Below are 19927 nucleotides of genomic sequence, written 5' to 3'. Positions count from 1 at the left end.
GCCAGGCGCACAAGCCGGCGGATTCTGGCGCAGTTGTAGGTAACGGCGCAAGGCGATGTAGCCTCGCTCGGGAGTCCTACATGGCCGGATAAACAGAACCCAAGCCGAACACCCTTTGTAGGAACGGGAATTATCTGTGGCGAGGGAGCTTGCTCCCGCTGGGTCGCGAAGCGGCCCCCAAACCAGCCCCCTCAAAACCTCTGTCCCACCGAGGTGCCGGCCATTGGGGCTGCTGCGCAGCCCAGCGGGAGCAAGCTCCCTCGCCACAGGTATCACTCAGCTCGACCATCTGCTGGATACCACAGGGGATAAGTTTCCCTCTCCTTCATCTGTCATATGGCTTGAAGGTGTGTTCGAGGCCTACATCACCCGCCAACCCCCACCCAACGCCTTGTACAACGCCACGCTCGCCTGTACCCGCGCCAATCTCAGTTGCACGTTCATGTCCTGGGCGGCGTACAACGTGCGTTGGGTTTCCAGCACGGTGAGCAGGTCTTCGGCGCCGGCCTGGTAGCGGCGCTGGGCGATGTCGAAGGCGGTCTGGGCCTGGTGCAGTTCTTCGCTTTGCCATTGCCGTTGCTGGTCCAGGCCGTGGATGCCGTTCAGGGCTTTTTCGACGTCGGCGAAGCCGTTGATGATGGCGGCGCGATAGAGCTCCAGCAGTTCTTCCTGGCGGGCGGTGGCTTTGTCCCGTTCGGCACTCAGGCGGCCGTTGTTGAAGATCGGCGCGGCCAGGCCGGCGGTGAGGTTGTAGACGTTGTTGCGCAGCAACTGGTCGGCGATGTCGGCGCCGGTGGCCAGGCTCAGGCCCAGGGTCGCGGTGGGCAGCATGGCGGCGCGGGCCACGGTGATGTCGGCCTGGGCGGCAGCGAGGCGCGCTTCGGCGGCGGCGATGTCCGGGCGGCGGCGCAGCAGTTCGCTGGGCACGCCGGCGTCGATGGCGGGCCAGTGCAGGCGGTCGAAACGGTCGTCGTCGAGCCTGATCGACTGCACCGGTTGCCCCAGCAGCGTCGCCAGGGTGATCACGGCCTCCCGGGCCTGTTGCTGCACTTGGGGCACACGGCGTTGCTGGGCCGCCACCAGGCTTTTTTGCTGGGACAGTTCCAGGGCCGTGGCGCTGCCGGCGTCGTAGCGGGTCTGGACCAGGTCGAGCACGCGCTGGGCGTTGTCCAGGTTCTGTTCGGCGATGCGCTGTTGTTCGCGCAGGGACAACGCCTGGGTGTAGCTGTTGGCGACGCCGCTGAGCAGGGTCAACTCCACGGTCGCCCGGTCGAACTGGCTGGCCGACAACGTGCTCAGCGCACTGTCCCGGGCCGCCCGCTTGCCACCCCAGAAGTCCAACTCATAGGTGGCGCTGAGGTTGGCGTCGTAGTAGTCGATGGTGCGGTTGTCCCGGTCGACATCCAGTTGGCTGTAGCCTTTGCCGCGCAACAATTCCTGGCGATTGCCGTTGAGCCCGGCTGTGACCGCTGGCAGCAACGGCGCCCCGGCGATCACTGCGCTGGCCTGGGCCTGGCGCACCCGGGCCATGGCGGCGGCCAGGTCGTGGCTGTCCCGGCGCGCCTGTTCGATCAAGCGGTTCAATGGCGGGCTGCCGAAGTGCGTCCACCATTGCTGGTTATCCGCTTGGGCGCTGGATGCATCGAGGTGCTGCCAGGCCGGTGGCGGCTGGATGCCGCTGTCCGGTGCCGACGCAGGGGTGGCGCAGGCCGCCAGCAACAGGCTGGCGGCCAGGAGGGTCAGGTGCGCTTTCATAGGGTGGGGATCATTCACTGGTGAGGGCCGCGACCGGGTCGAGGCGGGCGGCCTTGCGGGCGGGCATGAAGCCGAAGACGACGCCGGTAACCAGGGCGCAGCCGAAGGCGCCGAACACCGCCAGCCATTCGAAGGCCACGGCGATCTTGCCCAGCAATAAGGCACCGCCCACCAGCAGGGCCAGGCCGATACCGGCGAGCCCGCCGACCACCGAAAGCATCACCGCTTCGGTGAGGAATTGGCGCAGGATGTCGCGCTGCCGGGCGCCGGTGGCCATGCGGATACCGATCTCCCGGGTCCGTTCGCGCACGGTCATGAGCATGATGTTCATCACGCCGATGCCGCCCACCAACAGCGAAATCGCCGCAATGGCCCCGAGCATCAGCGACAGCGTGCCCTGGGTGCGGGCCTCGGCCTGGATCATCGCGGCGTTGTTGGTCAGCTCGAAATCCTGCTTGCCGTCGTGCAGGCGCAACAGGGTGCGGGAGACCGCCTGTTCGGCCTCCTTGACCTTGCCCGCGTCCCGGGCGGCGATCACCACGTATTCGGGATGGCGTGTGCCGAACAACCGCACGCTGGCGGCGGAGTAGGGCACGGCGATGCGATTGTCGGCATCCGAATCCCCGGAGCTGGCGCCTTTTTCCGCCAGCACGCCGACCACCTGGAACGGCATGTTCTCGATCAGGATGTAGCGGCCGATGGGGTCGGCGACGTCCTTGAGCAGTTTCTGCCGGACCTTGTGCCCGATCACCGCCACCGCCGCCGCGCCGCGTTCATCGGCGTCGCTGAAGTAACTGCCCTCGGCGACCGGCCAATTGAAGATGGCCGGGAAATTCGTGTCGTTGCCGCCGACGTAGCTGGTGTGGTCGAGGTTGCCGAAACGCACGCTGGCTTCGGCACCGTTGACCGGCATGATGCGTTGCACTTCGGGCAGGTCGGCGAGGGCGGCCAGGTCGTATTCGCTGATGATGCCCTTGGCGGCGCGCGGTGTGGGCGCGCTGCCGTTGAGGTAGATGATGTTCGAGCCGAACGCGCCCATCTGGGCCATGACCTGGCGCTTGCTGCCTTCGCCCACGGCCAGCATCACCACCACCGAGGCCACGCCGATGACAATGCCGAGCAGGGTCAGGGCGGTGCGAAAGCGATTGATCCACATCACCCGCCATGCCGCCTGTACCGCGTCCACCAGCTCACCTTTCCAGGCGCCGTTGTGTTCGCTGCCGGCGCTCAGGCGCTGGCGCAGGTCCACGGCTTGCAGGGCCTTGGGGTTGGCGTGCACTTCGTGTGGCGAAGAGGGGGCACTGTCACTGATGATCAGCCCATCGCGGATTTCGATGATGCGCTTGGCCCGGGCCGCCACTTCGCGGTCATGGGTGATCAGGATCACCACGTGGCCCTGGCTCGCCAGTTCGTCGAGCAACGCCATGACCTCGATGCCGCTCTGGCTGTCCAGGGCGCCGGTGGGTTCGTCGGCGAGGATGATGTGGCCGCCGTTCATCAAGGCCCGGGCAATCGACACCCGCTGCTGCTGACCACCGGAGAGTTGATGGGGACGGTTGCCGGTACGGCTGGCCAGGCCGAGGCGGTCGAGCAGGGCACTGGCCCGGGCGTGGCGCTCGGCGGCCGAGGTGCCGGCATAGATGGCCGGCATCTCGACGTTTTCCTGGGCGGTGCCGGAAGGAATCAGGTGATAGCCCTGGAACACGAAGCCGAACGCTTCGCGCCGCAGCCAGGCCAGCTCGTCACTGCCCAGGCCGGCGACGTCTTCGCCGGCGAAACGGTACTCACCGCTGGTGGGGCGGTCCAGGCAGCCGAGGATGTTCATCAGGGTGGATTTACCGGAGCCGGACGCGCCGACAATCGCCAGGAATTCCCCGGCGTGAATGGACAAATCGATGCCGCGCAGCACCTCCACCCGAGGGCTGTCGCCACCGCCGTAAGCCTTGCGAATGTCCCGCAGTTCGATCAGGGGCGTGCTCATTCAGCCTCCGCTGCCGCTGGCCGGGCCGATCAGCACCCGGTCGCCTTCGCTCAGACCGTCGACAATCTGCGTGCGCAGCCGATCGCTGACGCCGGTGCGAACGGTGCGTGGCTGGACGTCGCCATTGTCGGCCAGCACCCGCACCTGGTCGGCGTCCTGCAGGGCGGCGATGGGCACGGTCAGCACGTCCTTGGCCTGGGCGGCGACGAAAAACACCTGGGCGGTCATGTCGGTCATCAGCGCGCGGTCGGCGTTGTCGACGTCGAGCAACACGGTGTAGAGCACCACCCGCTCGCTGCCACTGCGGCCTCCGGTGGGGCTGCCGCCCTGGCTGGCCTCCAACGGGCGCGGCGGCACGGGGAGGATCTGGCGAACGGTGCTGCTCCAGCGACGGCTGCCGCCGGCCAGGGTGGTGAAGTAAGCGGTCATGCCCGGCTTGACGTGGCCGATGTCGGCTTCCGAGACTTCGGCCCAGACCGTCATCGGCGACAGCCGGGCGATGCGCAGGATCAGTGGGGTTTGCTGCTGGGCGTTGAGGGTCTGGCCTTCCCGGGCACCGACGGCGACCACGGTGCCGCTCATCGGTGCGTAGATGCGCGTGTAGCCCAGCTCGGCTTCGTCGCTGCGCAGGCTGGCCTGGGCCTGGTGGATCTGGGCCTGGAACATATCGATGCGCGCCTGGGTCGCCCGCACTTCCGCCTGGGCGGTCTGCACGTCTTCCTCGCGGGTGGCGCCGCCGGCCTTGAGTTGTTGCTGGCGGCGGAATTTCTGCTGCGCCAGGTCGTGCTGGGCACGCTGTTCCTGAAGCTGGGCCTTGAGGTTCTCGATCGAAAAACGCCCGGCGTCGAGCTTGGCTTTTTGCGTGGACGGGTCGATTTCCACCAGCAGTTGGCCTTCGCGCACCTCGTCGCCGGCCTCCACGTGAATCTTCTGGATCTGCCCGGACGCCTGGGCGCCGACGTCGACATAACGCCGCGGTTGCAAGGTGCCCAGGGCGGTGACGCTGTTTTCGATATCGCCACGGGTGACGGGCGCGGTGACCAGGGGCGCACGGCTGGGCAACACCGCTTGCCACGCGGCGAAGGCCACGGCCGGAAGCAGGGCGAAGGTGAGAAGCCAGGCGCGTCGGGTAGGGCGGGGACGTTTCATGCAGGGTTCCGGCCGGTGATATCGGGCCCGTCCCAGCAAGGGCAGGGACGGGGGGCTGTTCTGGTAAACGAGCGCTTCGGACGGGAATTTACTGGCTTGAAACACTTGGTAGCAGGTTGGCGAATCAGCCGAAGCGACCCCGAACCCTGTGGCGAGGGAGCTTGCTCCCGCTGGGCTGCGCAGCAGGCCCGAAAAAGACGCCTCCTTGAACCTGGAGGATCCGGGACTCAGGTTTCAGGGCCGCTTCGCGCCCCAGCGGGAGCAAGCTCCCTCGCCACAAAAGCCAGGGGCCGGCGCCTCGTCAACTGAACGAATCAACCCCGATACAAACCAACGCTTTAAATCTATATGAGAATTACTATAAATTACGCGATTGAGATTGCCATTATCGTGCCATGCCCTTTTCAGGCATGCCGGACGGCACAGGGATAGCTGGCGCAGCCATTGCGCACGGGAGTCATGTTGGAAAACTACTATCGCGAGCTGGTGTGTTTCCTGAACGCCAGGCTAGGCAACCGCCAGGCGGCCGAGGATGTGGTGCATGACGCCTATGTGCGGGTGCTGGAGCGTGCCAGCGACGTTCCCATCGAACAACCGCGGGCGTTCCTCTACCGCACGGCGCTGAACCTGGTGATCGACGGGCACCGACGCAACGTCCTGCGCCAGGTCGAATCCCTGGATGTGCTGGACAGCGAAGAGCGTTTCTTCACGCCATCGCCCCACACCAGCCTCGACCATGGCCAGCGCCTGGACATGCTGCAGCGTGCCCTGGCCGAGCTGCCGCCGCTGTGCCGCGAGAGTTTCCTGCTGCGCAAGCTCGAAGGCCTGTCCCATTCGCAAATCGCCGAGCGCCTGGGCATTTCCCGGGCACTGGTGGAGAAGCACATCGTCAACGCCATGAAGCACTGTCGCGTTCGCGTGCGTCAGTGGGACGCGCCCTGATTCCACCGTCGCCGGTCACCCGGCGGTAAATTTTTTTTCATTGTCCTCGTTCCTCTCAACAGACGACTTGCCGGCGCCTTCAGTGCCGGTCAGGTTCCCCAGGCTTTTCGTGCCCTGTTGAGGGGCTTTTCCAGAGGACACTGGACATGACACAGGCAATTGCATCGCCCATCGTTCACGACTTGATCGGCATTGGCTTCGGCCCTTCGAACCTGGCGCTGGCCATCGCGCTGCAGGAGCGGGGGCCGGTCCAGGGTGAACTGGACGTGCTGTTCCTCGACAAGCAGGCCGACTATCGCTGGCACGGCAACACCCTGGTGACCCAGAGCGAGTTGCAGATTTCCTTCCTCAAGGACCTGGTGACCCTGCGCAACCCCACCAGCCCGTATTCGTTCGTCAATTACCTCAAGCACCATGGCCGCCTGGTGGACTTTATCAACCTTGGCACCTTCTACCCGTGCCGCATGGAGTTCAATGACTACCTGCGCTGGGTGGCCGGACACTTCCGCGCACAGAGCCGCTATGGCGAGGAAGTGCTGCGCATCGAGCCGGTGCTGCACAACCAGCAGGTCGAGGCGCTGAGGGTGATTTCCCGCGACGGCCAGGGCGAAGAGTTGGTCCGCACCACCCGCTCGCTGGTGGTCAGCGCCGGCGGCACCGCGCGCATTCCCGAGGCGTTCAAGGCGTTCAAGGATGACGCGCGGGTGTTCCACCATTCCCGGTACCTGGAGCGCATGGCAGGTCAGCCGTGCGTGAAGGGCCAGCCGATGAAGATCGCCATCATCGGCGGTGGGCAGAGCGCCGCCGAGGCCTTCATCGACCTTAACGACAGCTTCCCTTCGGTACAGGTCGACATGATCCTGCGCGGCTCGGCCCTCAAGCCGGCGGACGACAGCCCGTTCGTCAACGAAGTGTTCTCGCCGGAGTTCACCGACCTGGTGTTCCAGCAACCCCACAGCGAGCGCGAGCGCCTGGTCAACGAGTACCACAACACCAACTATTCGGTGGTGGACATCGACCTGATCGAGCGTATCTACGGGATTTTCTATCGCCAGAAAGTCTCTGGCATCGCCCGTCATGCATTCCGCACCCTCACCACGGTGGAGAAGGCCACGGCCACCGACGCCGGCGTGGAACTGGCGGTGCGCAACAACGCCACCGGCGAGCTGACGGTACGCCGTTATGACGCCGTGGTGCTGGCCACCGGTTACGAGCGGCAGATGCACCGCACCCTGCTGGAGCCGCTGGCGCAGTACCTGGGGGATTTCGAGGTGGATCGCAACTACAAGCTGATTACCGACGAGCGCTGCAAGGCGGCGATCTACATGCAGGGCTTCTGCCAGGCCAGCCATGGCCTGAGCGATACGCTGCTATCGATCCTGCCGGTGCGTGCCGATGAGATTGCCGGCTCGCTGTATGAGCATGGGAACAATCGTGGGCAAGCGCGTCCGGTGCGCGACATGCTGTTGGCCGCTGTATAGGCCCTGTGGGGGCGAGTCACTCGCAGGACATCCATCAGCCAACGCAACCCCTGTGGGAGCGAGCTTGCTCGCGATGGCGTCAGTTCAGCCAATATTGAAGTGACTGACATTACGCCTTCGCGAGCAAGCTCGCTCCCACCGGTCATAGGTCCTCTCTCTGGTCACTCGCAGGAAATTCTTCAGAAACTTCCTACACTCAAGTCATGCGTCTGTTCGACAGGCGCATCGACGGTTCGCTGTTCCCTCGTATTGGCAGTCTGAACCCCCAACCGGTCACCCTGACTGAGGTCGGTGGTGCGCCGGCCCGACTACGCCAAGCGAAACACCCTGACCAGATGATGCTGCTTTTACGCACAGGCCTGTTGGCGCTGTTGCTGGGCTCATTGAGCGTGGCGCCACCGGTAGGCGCGACCCCTGAGTCGTTGCAGGTGCTCGGGCGCTCCAATGTGGATGATTATTCGGTGTCCCTGGATGCTGCCGACTGGGCCTGGCTGAGCCAGAAGGGCACGTTGCTGCTGGGGGCCTCGGCGCCGGACTATGCGCCTTTCAGCATCACCGGCAATGGTCGCGACTACGAAGGCCTGACAGCCGACTATGCGCAATTGCTGGGGCAACTCTTGCACGTCACGGTGCAGGTCCAGCGCTATCCGTCCCACGCCGAAGCGCTCCAGGCCCTGCGCGGCGGCGAGATCGACCTGCTCGGCACCGCCAACGGCTTCGAAGCCGCCGATCCGGACCTGGCGATGTCCCAGGCCTATGCCGATGACCTGCCCACCCTGGTGGCCCGCATCGACGACAGCCAGGACTTGCCCGCGGACCTGGCGGGCAAGCGGGTGGCCATGCTGTATCACTATTTACCGCCGGAGACGGTCAAGGGGTTTTATCCCGAGGCTTCATTACAGCTGTTCCCCTCGACCTTGAGTGCCATCGGCGCCGTGGCGTTTGGTCAGGCCGACGTCTACCTGGGGGATTCGATCAGTTCCAATTACCTGATCAGCAAGAACTACCTGAACAATGTGCAACTGGCCGATTTCTCGCGTATGGAAGTGCAGCCGTTCGCCTTTGCGGTCAGCCGCGACAATGGGCGCGTGTTACGCATCGTCAATGCTGCGTTGCACGCCATTCCCGCCAGCGAACGCATGATCATCCTGCGGCGTTGGAGCGCCGGCGGGGCGAGCATGCCCGGCCAGCAGGCGCTGCATTTCAGCGTCAACGAGCAGCGTTGGCTGGACGCCCACCCACGCATCAAAGTCGCCGCCAATGAAAACTTCCTGCCGCTGACGTTCTTCGACGAGCAAGGCCATTTGCGCGGGATCGGCGCCGATGTGCTGGCCCGGATCAGTTTGCGCACCGGTTTGAAGTTCGATGTGCAGCGGGGCGACTCGGTTGACGATTTGATCGGGCAGATCAAGAGCGGCAAGGCCGACGTCTTGGCAACCGCCATCCCCAGCGCCGAACTCGAGGACGAGTTGCGCTTTACCCGACCGTACCTGGCGAACCCGTTCGTGTTGGTGGTGCCGATCAGGGCCAGGGCGCTGACCTTGGACCAGATGGCGGGCAAGCGTGTGGCGCTGGTGCGTGGCAACGTGCTGCGCGAGTTCCTGCTGGAGCAGTTCCCCCGCATACAGTTGGTGGCGGCGCAGAATGCGGCCGACGCCATGGCCATGGTCGCCTCCGGTACGGCAGACGCTGCGATCAATCCGCTGATCAGCGCCCGCTACATGATTTCCCGCCAGTACCGCGACACGCTGCAAGTCACCAGCACCGTGGGCACCTTGCCCGCGCACATCGCCCTAGCGACGAACCGGGGCGCATTGGAGCTTTACTCGATCCTGGACAAGGCGCTGTTGAGTATTTCCCCGGAAGAAATGGACGAGCTGACCAACCGCTGGCGCAGTGAGGTGGTGATCGACGACAGTTATTGGCTGCGCAATCGCACCACGATCCTTCAGGGGTTCGCCGTTGCTGCGCTGCTGTTGCTGGTGGCCTTGGGCTGGGGCATTTATCTGCGGCGGCTGTTGGAACAGTTGCGCGTGGCCAAGGAAAGCGCCGACGAGGCCAATCGGGCCAAGACCACCTTCGTGGCGACCTTGAGCCATGAAATCCGCACGCCGATGAATGCGGTGATCGGCCTGCTGGAGTTGGCCCTGAAAAAAGCCGACCAGGGCGTCGTGGACCGATTCGCCATCGAAGTCGCGTCGGATGCGGCCCATGGCATGCTCGACCTGATCGGCGACATCCTCGACATCGCCCGCATCGAGTCGGGCAAGTTGTCACTGGCGCCGCAACGGGCCAATCTGCACAGGTTGATCGAGTCGGTGGCGCGGATTTTCGAGGGCCTGGCCTGGCAGAAACACCTGCGCTTGCATTGGGTGCTGGATGCCGGACTCGACCGCGACGTGTTGATTGATCCGTTGCGTTTCAAGCAGATCGTCTCGAACCTGTTGAGCAACGCCATCAAGTTCACCGACCAGGGCGAAGTGCGTCTGAGTGTGCGCGGCGAGCCGGCTCCCGGGCACGAACGCCTGGGTCTTTGCCTGCGGGTGGAGGACACCGGTTGCGGTATTTCCCCCGAGGATCAGCGCCGCCTGTTCAGCCCCTTTGCCCAGGCCGGCCAGCACCCGCAGTCGGCTCGCAGCGGTTCCGGGTTGGGGTTGGTCATCAGCCGGACGTTGTGCGAAATGATGGGGGGCACCCTGGTGTTGCACAGCGTGCCGGGGGAGGGCACGCAGGTCGAGGTTCTGCTGGACCTGCCCTTGCTCGATGCGCTGCCGGTGGCGCCTGCCGAGGTCGAGGCGCTGCTGCCGGTCCCGGCGTTGAGTATCCTGGTGGTCGACGACTACCCGGCCAACCGCTTGCTGCTGTCCCAGCAATTGGGCTACCTGGGTCATCGCGTCCGGGAGGCACAGAACGGTGTCGACGCTCTGCAGGCCTGGCGCAGCGAACACTTCGATGTGGTCATCACCGACTGCAACATGCCCTTGATGAGCGGCTACGAATTGGCCCGTACCATTCGCGCCGAAGAGCGCGATCGCAACCTGTCGCCGGCGGTGATCCTGGGCTTCACCGCCAACGCCCTGCCCGAGGAAAAGCAGCGCTGCGTCGAAGCCGGGATGGATGATTGCCTGTTCAAACCCATCGGCCTCAAGGCACTCAATGCGTGCCTGGCTTCGGTCATGCCGGATGCGCGGGCGCCCCAGTCCGGCGATGGCCTGAACCTGACCGCCCTGGAGCAACTGACCGGTGGCGACACGAGCGCCATCAGGGCGTTGCTGGCGGAACTGGTCAGCAGCAACGCCGAAGATCAAGCACGACTGCTGAACCTGGCCACCCGACAGGACTTGCCGGGCCTGGCGGACCTGGCGCACCGGATCAAGGGCGGCGCGCGGATCATCCAGGCGCAACGCCTGATCGCCGCCTGCGAGGCGCTGGAAAGCGCGTGTCGAGGGAACGACACGGTGCTGCTCGCCGACGCCGTGGAAGATCTTCGCCAAGCCATCGAGCACTTGGCGCAACGACTGAAAACCTACCTGGAGGAATAGGCGCTGTAGAAACTGGGATAAATTCCCTCGCCATAGGGGCTGTGTCTGTCCTTATTTTGGGATTAGTCCTACATCGCCCTTCAAACGCTTCCTCTAGCCTGAGCGCCCTGAATGTTCTTGAGTCAGTGCCTACCTGGCGCGTTGCTATTGGAAAGCTTGCCATGCCGAACAAAGCACTCCGTATCCTGATTGCCGACCCACAACAGACCCATCGAATCGTGCTGGAACGTCTGTTCAACCAACAGGGCTACCACCGGATTGTCCCCGTGAGCGATTTGCAGGAATTGCTCACGCTGGTGGAGTACGGCAGCGAGCCGTTCGACCTGATTGTCGTCAACGGGGCGTTGGCGGGTGGGGTGTTGGACCTGCACGATTTTGTTATCTACAACCCGCAAATCCGTCATGGGTTGATCTACAACGCGCAACCGGCCAGTCAGTCGCCGGTGCCTGTGGCGCGTGGATCGAACGTGCATCTGAGCCAGGCGCCACTGCCAGATCAGGCGTCACTGCGACGCCTGATGGAGTGGGTCGATCCTCCTATCCAAGAGCCGCTGCAACCGTGGGGGCGCCCCCTCAGGCAGGGGCATGGACACTGACCAGACCGTTGGTCCGCACTGTCAGGTTTGACAGGTGGCAGGGCCTGGCACTTGTGCAAGAGTCCGGTGCGGTCACGGCGCCGGTGCCATTTGTATTGTTTTGGGGAGCTGCCTTGAAAGACGTGTTGATCGTGGATGACCACCCTGTCATAAGAGGGGCGCTGCGGCTCATTTGCCAGAATGAGGCGTTCACCCACATCCGGGACGCCAGCGGCGCGGCCGATGCCAGGGGCATTATCAAGGAGCGCGCGCCAGACCTGGTGATCCTCGATTTGGTGATGAACGGCTTCGACGGCCTGGACCTGCTGGTCTGGATCATGGCTCAGTTTCCTGAATGCAGCGTGCTGGTATTCACGTCCCAGGATGCGCAGCACTTCTGCAACCGCTGCATCTCGGCCGGGGCCCGGGGGTTTGTGACCAAGAAGAGCGACCTCAAGGAACTGACCAAGGCCATCCAGGCGTTGAAGTCCGGTTATGCCTATTTCCCCCAGATGCCCGTCAGGCTGGATTTACAGCAACGCAGCGAACAACAGGCCCTGGAAAGCCTCTCCACCCGCGAGCTGTCCATCTTGCGCATGCTGGCCATGGGCATGCGAGGCAAGGACATCGCTGAAAGCCTGTTCCTGAGTCCAAAAACCGTCAGCACCTACAAGAGCCGTCTGTTGGAAAAGCTGGGGCTGCAATCCTTGGTGGGGTTGTCGGAGTTTGCCAAGCGCAATCACCTTTGAATGAGTGACACTCGAACCTGTGGGAGCGAGCTTGCTCGCGATGACAGTCTATCCGCCGAAGGTGCATCGACAGGCGAACCGCTATCGCGAGCAAGCTCGCTCCCACAGGGTCTTGGTCGTTCTCCAAATGGAACGCTAAGGCCGGTTTTTGCCATCTAGTGCTTCAAGGGTGTGGGTTTTAAGCTGTGTCCATCAAATCGCAGTACCTGATTTTGGAGACACGGCATGAAAAACATCATCGGCCTCTACACCAGCCCGCGGCCCCATTGGGTCGGCGACGGTTTCCAGGTGCGCACGCTGTTTTCCTACGACAACCTGGGCAAGCACATCAGCCCGTTCCTGCTGCTGGACCATGCCGCCCCCACCGAATTCACACCGACCAGCGAGCGCCGCGGCGTCGGCCAGCACCCCCATCGTGGGTTCGAAACCGTGACCATCGTCTACCAGGGCGAGCTGGAACACCGTGACTCCACCGGCAGCGGCGGCAAGATCGGTCCTGGCGATGTGCAATGGATGACCGCCGCTTCCGGCATCATCCACGAAGAGTTCCACTCCGAAGCGTTTGCCCGTCAAGGCGGGTTCATGGAAATGGTCCAACTGTGGGTCAACCTGCCCGCCAAGGACAAGATGGCCCCGGCCGGCTACCAGACGATCCTCAAGGGCGACATTCCGAACATCGTCCTGAAGGACAACGCCGGCAGCCTGCGCCTGATCGCCGGGCGTTTCGAAGGGCATCAAGGCCCGGCACGGACCTTCACCCCCATCGATGTTTGGGACATCCGCTTGAATGCCGGGAAAAACCTCACCCTTGACTTGCACGAAGGCCACAACACCGCCGTGGTGGTGCTGCGGGGCTCGGTCCAGGCCAATGGCCGCGAACGGGTCGAGGCCGGGCAGATGGCCCTGTTCGACAGGGCCGGCGACCAATTGAGCCTGCAAGCCAATAACGACGCGGTGCTGTTGCTGCTCAGTGGCGAGCCGATCGACGAACCCATCGTTGGCCATGGTCCGTTCGTGATGAACAGCGAACAGGAAATCCACCAGGCCTTCAATGATTTCCACTCCGGGCGCTTTGGCCGGATGGACGATTGACGCTAGTCACGCAGGGCCAATGTGGGAGCGGGCTTGCTCGCGAAGACGGTGTGTCAGTGAGGTAAATGCCCGCTGACACTCCGCTTTCGCGAGCAAGCCCGCTCCCACAGGGAGTTTTGCGGGGATCTCTACAGCGTGTTCAATCTGTGCCAATCTTCGCCAATCGCCCTCATGGAGCTGTCCCGATGCTGTTTCTGATCTCCGAGCACCCGCTGCTCTGTGCCTTGGCGCTGCTGGTGCTCGACCTCCTGATGTGGCATCTGGTCAGTGCGGATCGGATCTATTGGAAAGTCGGCGCAAGGCTGGTGATTTTTTCGTTGTTCAGCGTGCTGCTGTTCAACGAAGGCCTCAACCCCATGGTCCCGGCGCAGTGGGTCGATGACGTGCCGCGGCACCTGGCCGCTACCGGTTTACAGATCGCCTGGTGGCTGTTCGCCGCGCGAACCCTGACGGTGATGATCGTGGCGGCGATGATGCAACGGGTCGGCCACACCGGACGGTTGTTACAGGATCTGCTCGGCGCGGTGATTTTCCTAATCGCCGTCATCGCGGCACTGGCCTATGTGCTGGATTTGCCGGTCAAGGGCGTGCTGGCCACCTCTGGCGCGATGGCGATCATCGTCGGCCTGGCCTTGCAGAGCACCCTCAGCGATGTGTTCTCCGGGATCGTGCTCAACACCACCAAGCCTTATCAGCTCGATGATTGGATTTCCATCGACGGCACTGAAGGCCGGGTCACCGATATCGACTGGCGGGCCACGCGCTTGCAGACCGCCCAGGGCAGCATGGCGGTGATTCCCAACTCGTTGGCGGCCAAGGCCAAGGTCATCAATTTCAGTCGGCCCAGCGATGTCCATGGGTTGTCCATCAGCATCCAGGTCAGCCCTCACGCGCGGCCACAAACCGTGATCGACGCGTTGGAGCGGGCCATGATCGGCTGTCGTTCCTTGCTCGCCACCCCGGCCCCCAGCGTCGCCCTCAAAAGTAGCGGCAGCGGCGGGGCGGAATATGAAATCAGCGGGTTCGTCGCCTCCATGGCCCTGAAACGCACGGTGCGCAACCAATTGTTCGACCTGGCGTTCCGGCATTTGCAGGCGTCGGGCGTGAGCCTGCTGTCCACCAGTGAAAGCGCCACGCCCCAGGCGGTGTCGCGGCCCCGGGCATTGCTGGAAAGCTCGAGCATTTTCTCCACCCTGCGCCAGGATGAGAAAGACACCTTCAGCCAGAACATGACCCTGCAGACCTTCCGCGCCGGCGATGTGATCCTGGCGGCGGGGGAGGTCAGCGATCACCTGTTCATCATCGAGTCGGGGGTGGTCAGCGTCACCCTCATGCGCAACGGCCAGCCACTCGAGGGCGGACGCATGGGGCCGGGGGAAGTGATCGGCGAAGCCGGGATCGTCGCCGATCAGGCGGCCCTGGCGACTTTTTCCGCCAAGACGTTCTGCACCCTGTATCGCATCGAAAACAGCTACCTCAAGCCGTGCCTCGAGGCCCGTCGCGACATCAACGACGCGATGAAAAACCTGCGGGACGTGCGCATGCACCTGGCCCAGAACCTCACCCGCGACCTGCCCAAGCCCGTCGCCAAGAAACGCTTCCTGCAGTGGCTGCGCAGCCGGGCCTGAAGCCTATCTTGAAGTCCCCATGTCGCCTGTGGCGAGGGAGCAAGCTCCCTCGCCACAGGCGCCTCCAGCCCTCCTTCAGGTAAACCCCGACGCGTTCCCCATTGGCCACCCGAACTTCCCAACAATTGGCTATTTGTCCCGCGCCACTGCACGGCTAACGTAGCGCTACACCTAATCGTTCTGGAGTTCACCATGCAACCGCGTATCGATTTCTACACCGCTTCCCCAGACGCTTTCAAAGCCATGCTGGCCCTGGAAAACGCCGCCTCGAACCTGGGCCTGGAAAAGTCGCTGCTGGAGCTGGTCAAGCTGCGTTCCTCGCAAATCAACGGCTGCGCCTTCTGCATCGACATGCACACCGCCGACGCCCGCAAGGACGGCGAAACCGAACGGCGCCTGTACGCCGTGACCGCCTGGCGCGAAGCGCCGTTCTTCACCGGCCGCGAGCGCGCCGCACTGGCCTGGACCGAAGCCCTGACCCGCCTGAGCGATACCCACGCGCCGGATGCCGACTATGCCCTGCTGAGCGAGCATTTCAGCCCCAAGGAAATGGTCGACCTGACCGTGGCAATCAACGCCATCAATGGCTGGAACCGTCTGGCCGTGGGCTTTCGCAAGATGCCTGAGGCGTAGTCGGGCGAAGAAAAAAACCTGTGGGAGCGAGCTTGCTCGCGATGGCGCTCTGATAGTCAATGCCCCCCTTGACTGACACACCGCCATCGCGAGCAAGCTCGCTCCCACAAAGGTTTAGGCCTCAATTTTAAAGCTTCGGACGACAGGCACCGTAATAGGTTTGCTTCACATGAATAGTAACCATTACTATTCATGCCCCGTTTCCACAGCGCGCCGTGATGACCCCCAAGCTGCCCCGCAGACCCGGCTTTTTCGAGCATTACGAAGAGTTGATCGGCACCTGGACCCGGCGCCTGCGCAATCGCCAGCAAGCCGAGGACCTGGCCCATGACACCTTCGTGCGGGTGCTTGAATCCGATTCGAGCGGGGTCGAGCAGCCACGGGCCTATTTGCATCAGACGGCACGCAACATTGCAGTGGATGGCTATCGGCGCGAAGATCGACGGGGGGCCATGGAAGAGGCTGTTATCGACCCTGGTCAGTCGTTTTCGGACGACCCGGAGCACTTCATGCACGCGATCCAACTGGCGGACTCCATCGAGCGGGCGCTTGCCGAGCTGCCGGCCAACTGCCGCACGGTGTTCGTCTGGCAGAAGATCGAAGGCCTCACCCAGGCGGAAATCGCCGAGCGCCTGGGCCTGTCAAAAAACATGGTTGAAAAGTATATGATCCGCACCCTGCGGCATCTGCGCGATCGCCTGGACGGAGCGGGCCAATGATCCGTCGCCTTCTTCCACCTGAGCCACAGGACCTTCCATGATGGATAGCCGTGAATGCCCGTGCGGGCAGGACAGGGTTCGCGATGCGGCGGCGCAATGGTTCGTGCGTTTGCAAGCGCCCGCCATGAGTGTCGAGGAGCGCCAGCGTTTCGAAGCCTGGCTGGACGAACATGCCAACCACCGTGATGAAATTCAGTTGCTCCAGGGTATCTGGAGCGCCACGGACCTGCTGCCCAGGGAACGCCTGCGAGCACTGTGCGAACCACCCGCCGAACGGCCCAAGCGTCGGCCGCTGCTGCGCTACGTCATTGCCGCCGGCCTGTTCGCGGTGGCGCTGGGGTTGGGGCTGTTCAGCGGTTTGAGTTCTTCCACCGACTACAGCGGCGAATACGCCACCGCCCTTGGTGAGCGTCGGCATATTGCCTTGCCGGACGGTTCGATGATCGACCTCAACAGCCGCAGCCGGGTGCGTATTCAATTCGCACACCGTCAGCGCCGGGTGGAACTGGCCGAAGGCGAAGCCCTGTTCAGCGTCGAACACGATGCAGGCCGGCCATTCACCGTCGATGCGGGCAACGGCCAGGTGACGGTGACCGGGACGCGGTTCGATGTGCGCCGCGATGCCGACAAGACCCGGGTGGCGGTGGCGCAGGGCAGCGTCAAGGTCCAGGGACGTGCCGCGTCCCCGGCTCAGTTGGTCAGCCTGACAGCGGGCCTTGGCACCCAGATCGATGCCCAGGGCAACGTCGCCACGCCTTACGCGGTCAACACCGAGGCGCTCACCGCCTGGCGCAATGGCAAGCTGGTGTTCAACGACGCGCCGCTCAAGGAAGTGGCTGAAGAAGTCTCTCGTTATCGCACCCAGCCCCTGCGGGTCGGTAGCGCGGCGGTGGGCAACCTGCGCCTGACCAGCGTGTTCCGCGCCGACGACCCCGAGGCGCTGCTCAAGGCACTGCCGAACATCCTGCCGGTGGCCGTGCGCAACCTGGATGACGGCAGCCAGGAAATAATCGCACGATAGATTCAGGTTTTTTCCGAGTTCTTCGTCTTCTTGTCCAACTGCAACTGGTTTGCATTAACAGACGCGTATTCTTGCGATCAACAGGACAAGGTTCGACGTGAAAACCACCGCCAAAAACAACAACCGTACCCACGTACGCTGGCTACCCCTGGCCCTGACTCTGGCGGTCAGCGCCGCTGTGCCCCAGGCGTTCGCCGATCAGGCCGACAGCGCCATTCACATCCAGGCGCAACCGTTGGGGCAAGCCTTGAGCCAGCTCGCCCAGCAGACTGCGTTGCAGGTGTTCTTCAGCCCCGAATCGGTGGCCGGCAAACAAGCGCCGGCGGTGGACGGTCACTTGTCCCCGGAAGCGGCCTTGCGCCAATTGCTGCAGGGCAGCGGCCTGCAATACCAAATCGATAAGGGCTCGGTGACCGTGTTACCAGCACCTTCGGCGCCCAACGCCGGCCCGCTGGAACTGGGGGCGACTGAAATCCAGGTGGTTGGTGACTGGCTCGGGGATGCCAATGCCGAAGTGGTGCAGAACCACCCCGGTGCGCGTACGGTGATCCGCCGCCAAGCGATGGTGGAGCAGGGCGCCATGAACGTCGGCGACGTGCTGCGGCGGGTGCCGGGGGTGCAGGTGCAGGAGGCTAACGGTACCGGCGGCAGCGATATTTCCCTGAACGTCGGCGTGCGCGGCCTGACCTCACGTTTGTCGCCACGCTCCACGGTGTTGATCGACGGCGTACCGGCAGCGTTCGCGCCCTATGGCCAGCCGCAACTGTCCATGGCGCCGATTGCCCTGGGCAACCTGGACAGCGTCGACGTGGTGCGCGGCGCCGGCTCGGTGCGCTACGGGCCGCAGAACGTCGGTGGAGTGATCAACTTCGTGACCCGTGCCATTCCGGAGAAGGCCACCGGTGAAATCGGCACCACCCTGGAAACCTCCCAGCGCGGCGGCTGGAAGCACATCGACACGGCCTTCCTCGGCGGCACCGCCGACAATGGCTTGGGCGTGGCCCTGTTGTATTCGGGCGTCAACGGCAACGGGTATCGCCGGAGCAACAACGGCAACGACATCGACGACGTGATTCTCAAGACCCATTGGGCGCCGACCGATGTCGACGACTTCTCGCTGAACTTCCACTACTACGACGCCAAGGCCGACATGCCCGGCGGCCTGACCCAGGCCCAGTACGACGCGGACCCGTACCAGTCCGACCGCGACTGGGACAACTTCAGTGGCCGGCGCAAGGATGTGTCGTTCAAGTGGATCCGCCAGATCAATGAGCGCACCCAGGGCGAAGTGCTGACCTATTATTCCGACAGCTACCGTGGCAGCACCATCGCCTCCCGGGACCAGCGCAACCTGGTGTCCTACCCGCGCACCTATTACACCTTCGGCATCGAGCCGCGGGTGTCCCACGTGTTCGACCTGGGCCCCACCACCCAGGAAGCCAGCGTCGGGTATCGCTATCTCAAGGAAGGCATGCACGAAGAGGCCAGTCGCCTGGCGTTGCGTAATAACGAACCGGTGGTGCGTCCGGGGGCCGACGGCCACGTCTACCAGGACCGTACCGGCGGCACTGAAGCCCACGCGGTGTATATCGATGACAAGATCGATGTCGGCCAGTGGACCATCACTCCGGGCATCCGCTTCGAAAGCATCAGCACCGAATGGCACGACCGCCCGGTGCTCGACACCGCCGGCCGCCCCGTGCAGGAAAAACGTCGCAGCATCGACAGCAACGAACCGCTGCCGGCCCTGAGCGTGATGTATCACCTGTCCGATGCCTGGAAGCTGTTCGCCAACTACGAGACTTCGTTCGGTAGCCTGCAATACTTCCAGCTCGGCCAGGGCGGCGACGGCAACAACACCGCCAACGGCTTGAGCCCGGAAAAGGCCAAGACCTACGAGATCGGCACGCGTTACAACGATGACGTGTGGGGCGGGGAAGTAACGCTGTTCTACATCGACTTCGACGACGAGCTGCAATACATCAGCAACGACGTGGGTTGGACCAACATGGGCGCGACCAAGCACCAGGGGCTGGAGGCTTCGGTGCACTACGACATGGCCGCGTTTGACCCACGCCTTGAAGGCCTCACCGCCAACGCCGGTTTCACCTACACCCGCGCGACTTACGAAGGCGAGATCCCGAGCTTCAAGGGCCGCGACCTGCCGCTCTATTCCCGCCAGGTGGCCAATGTGGGCCTGCGTTACGAGGTCAATCGCTGGACCTATAACCTCGACGCCTTTGCCCAGTCCAAGCAGCGCTCACCGGGCAACAACGTGAACGCCGATGGCAGCTTCAGCGGCGACTACATCACCGATGGCACCGCCGATGGCCAGTACGGCGACATGCCGGGCTACGTGCTCTGGAACGTGCGCGCCGGCTATGACTTCGGTGTACAGCTGTCGAACCTGAAAGTCGGCGCCGGGGTGAAGAACCTGTTCGATCACCAGTACTACACCCGCTCCAGCGACAACAACTCGGGCATTTACGTCGGTGCACCGCGTACGTTCTTTGTGCAGGCGAGTGTGGGGTTCTGATCGAGGACCAGGCCCTGGGGCTTGGAACACATTGCCAGGGGCTGAAATACAATCCAGTGGCGAGGGAGCTTGCTCCCGCTGGGTCGCGAAGCGACCCCAAAACCTGCTGAATGCGGCGCCTCAG

14 protein-coding genes are annotated in these 19927 nt (G+C 63.6%); 11 read left to right on the top strand and 3 right to left on the bottom strand.

The window, feature by feature from the left end:
- Window positions 1–360: 360 nt before the first annotated feature.
- The 3 genes from BT125_RS27745 to BT125_RS27735 are packed head-to-tail and all read right to left on the bottom strand — an operon-like array spanning window position 361 to window position 4885.
- Entirely contained in the window at window positions 361–1755 is a 1395-nt protein-coding gene (locus BT125_RS27745) for an efflux transporter outer membrane subunit (protein WP_072412324.1), read from the bottom strand.
- 10 nt (window positions 1756–1765) lie between these two features.
- A complete protein-coding gene (locus tag BT125_RS27740) occupies window positions 1766–3736 on the bottom strand; it encodes a MacB family efflux pump subunit (RefSeq protein WP_072412322.1) in 1971 nt (656 codons plus the stop codon).
- Window positions 3737–4885 (bottom strand): efflux RND transporter periplasmic adaptor subunit, encoded by a 1149-nt coding sequence (locus BT125_RS27735; RefSeq protein WP_072412320.1) that lies wholly within the window; start codon window positions 4883–4885, stop codon window positions 3737–3739.
- 459 nt (window positions 4886–5344) lie between these two features.
- Here BT125_RS27735 and BT125_RS27730 point away from each other — a divergent pair, with 459 nt between their 5' ends.
- The 11 genes from BT125_RS27730 to BT125_RS27680 all read left to right on the top strand — a co-directional run bounded on the left by BT125_RS27730 (window position 5345) and on the right by BT125_RS27680 (window position 19803).
- Entirely contained in the window at window positions 5345–5827 is a 483-nt protein-coding gene (locus tag BT125_RS27730; RefSeq protein WP_072412318.1) for a sigma-70 family RNA polymerase sigma factor, read from the top strand.
- A gap of 146 nt (window positions 5828–5973) precedes the next feature.
- Window positions 5974–7308 carry a lysine N(6)-hydroxylase/L-ornithine N(5)-oxygenase family protein gene (locus BT125_RS27725; RefSeq protein ID WP_072412316.1) on the top strand — a complete coding sequence of 445 codons (1335 nt, stop codon included), beginning with the start codon at window positions 5974–5976 and terminating at the stop codon, window positions 7306–7308.
- Window positions 7309–7643: 335 nt separating this feature from the next.
- Window positions 7644–10850 (top strand): ATP-binding protein, encoded by a 3207-nt coding sequence (locus BT125_RS27720; RefSeq protein ID WP_072412326.1) that lies wholly within the window; start codon window positions 7644–7646, stop codon window positions 10848–10850.
- A gap of 161 nt (window positions 10851–11011) precedes the next feature.
- On the top strand, window positions 11012–11446 hold the full coding sequence (locus BT125_RS27715) for a PleD family two-component system response regulator (RefSeq protein ID WP_072412314.1): 435 nt from the start codon (window positions 11012–11014) through the stop codon (window positions 11444–11446).
- Window positions 11447–11559: 113 nt separating this feature from the next.
- On the top strand, window positions 11560–12174 hold the full coding sequence (locus BT125_RS27710; RefSeq protein WP_072412312.1) for a response regulator transcription factor: 615 nt from the start codon (window positions 11560–11562) through the stop codon (window positions 12172–12174).
- 225 nt (window positions 12175–12399) lie between these two features.
- Window positions 12400–13266, top strand: coding sequence for a pirin family protein (locus BT125_RS27705; RefSeq protein ID WP_072412310.1), 867 nt, complete (start codon window positions 12400–12402; stop codon window positions 13264–13266).
- A 185-nt stretch (window positions 13267–13451) separates the two neighbouring features.
- Complete coding sequence (locus tag BT125_RS27700; protein WP_072412308.1) at window positions 13452–14894, top strand: mechanosensitive ion channel family protein; 1443 nt, start codon at window positions 13452–13454, stop codon at window positions 14892–14894.
- 192 nt (window positions 14895–15086) lie between these two features.
- Window positions 15087–15527: a carboxymuconolactone decarboxylase family protein gene (locus BT125_RS27695; protein ID WP_053123536.1), complete on the top strand. Its 441-nt coding sequence runs from the start codon at window positions 15087–15089 to the stop codon at window positions 15525–15527.
- Between the two features lie 218 nt (window positions 15528–15745).
- Window positions 15746–16246, top strand: coding sequence for a sigma-70 family RNA polymerase sigma factor (locus BT125_RS27690; protein WP_072412306.1), 501 nt, complete (start codon window positions 15746–15748; stop codon window positions 16244–16246).
- A 37-nt stretch (window positions 16247–16283) separates the two neighbouring features.
- A complete protein-coding gene (locus BT125_RS27685) occupies window positions 16284–17267 on the top strand; it encodes a FecR family protein (RefSeq protein WP_072412304.1) in 984 nt (327 codons plus the stop codon).
- A 97-nt stretch (window positions 17268–17364) separates the two neighbouring features.
- The gene (locus tag BT125_RS27680) at window positions 17365–19803 is read left to right on the top strand and encodes a TonB-dependent siderophore receptor (RefSeq protein ID WP_072412302.1); all 2439 of its coding nucleotides are present in this window, start codon (window positions 17365–17367) and stop codon (window positions 19801–19803) included.
- Window positions 19804–19927: the final 124 nt, after the last annotated feature.

The organism is Pseudomonas sp. NFACC04-2 (assembly GCF_900119265.1).
In the GTDB taxonomy this organism is placed as follows: Bacteria; Pseudomonadota; Gammaproteobacteria; order Pseudomonadales; family Pseudomonadaceae; genus Aquipseudomonas; species Aquipseudomonas fluorescens_AA.
This window is presented reverse-complemented; position numbering and strand designations above follow the sequence as displayed.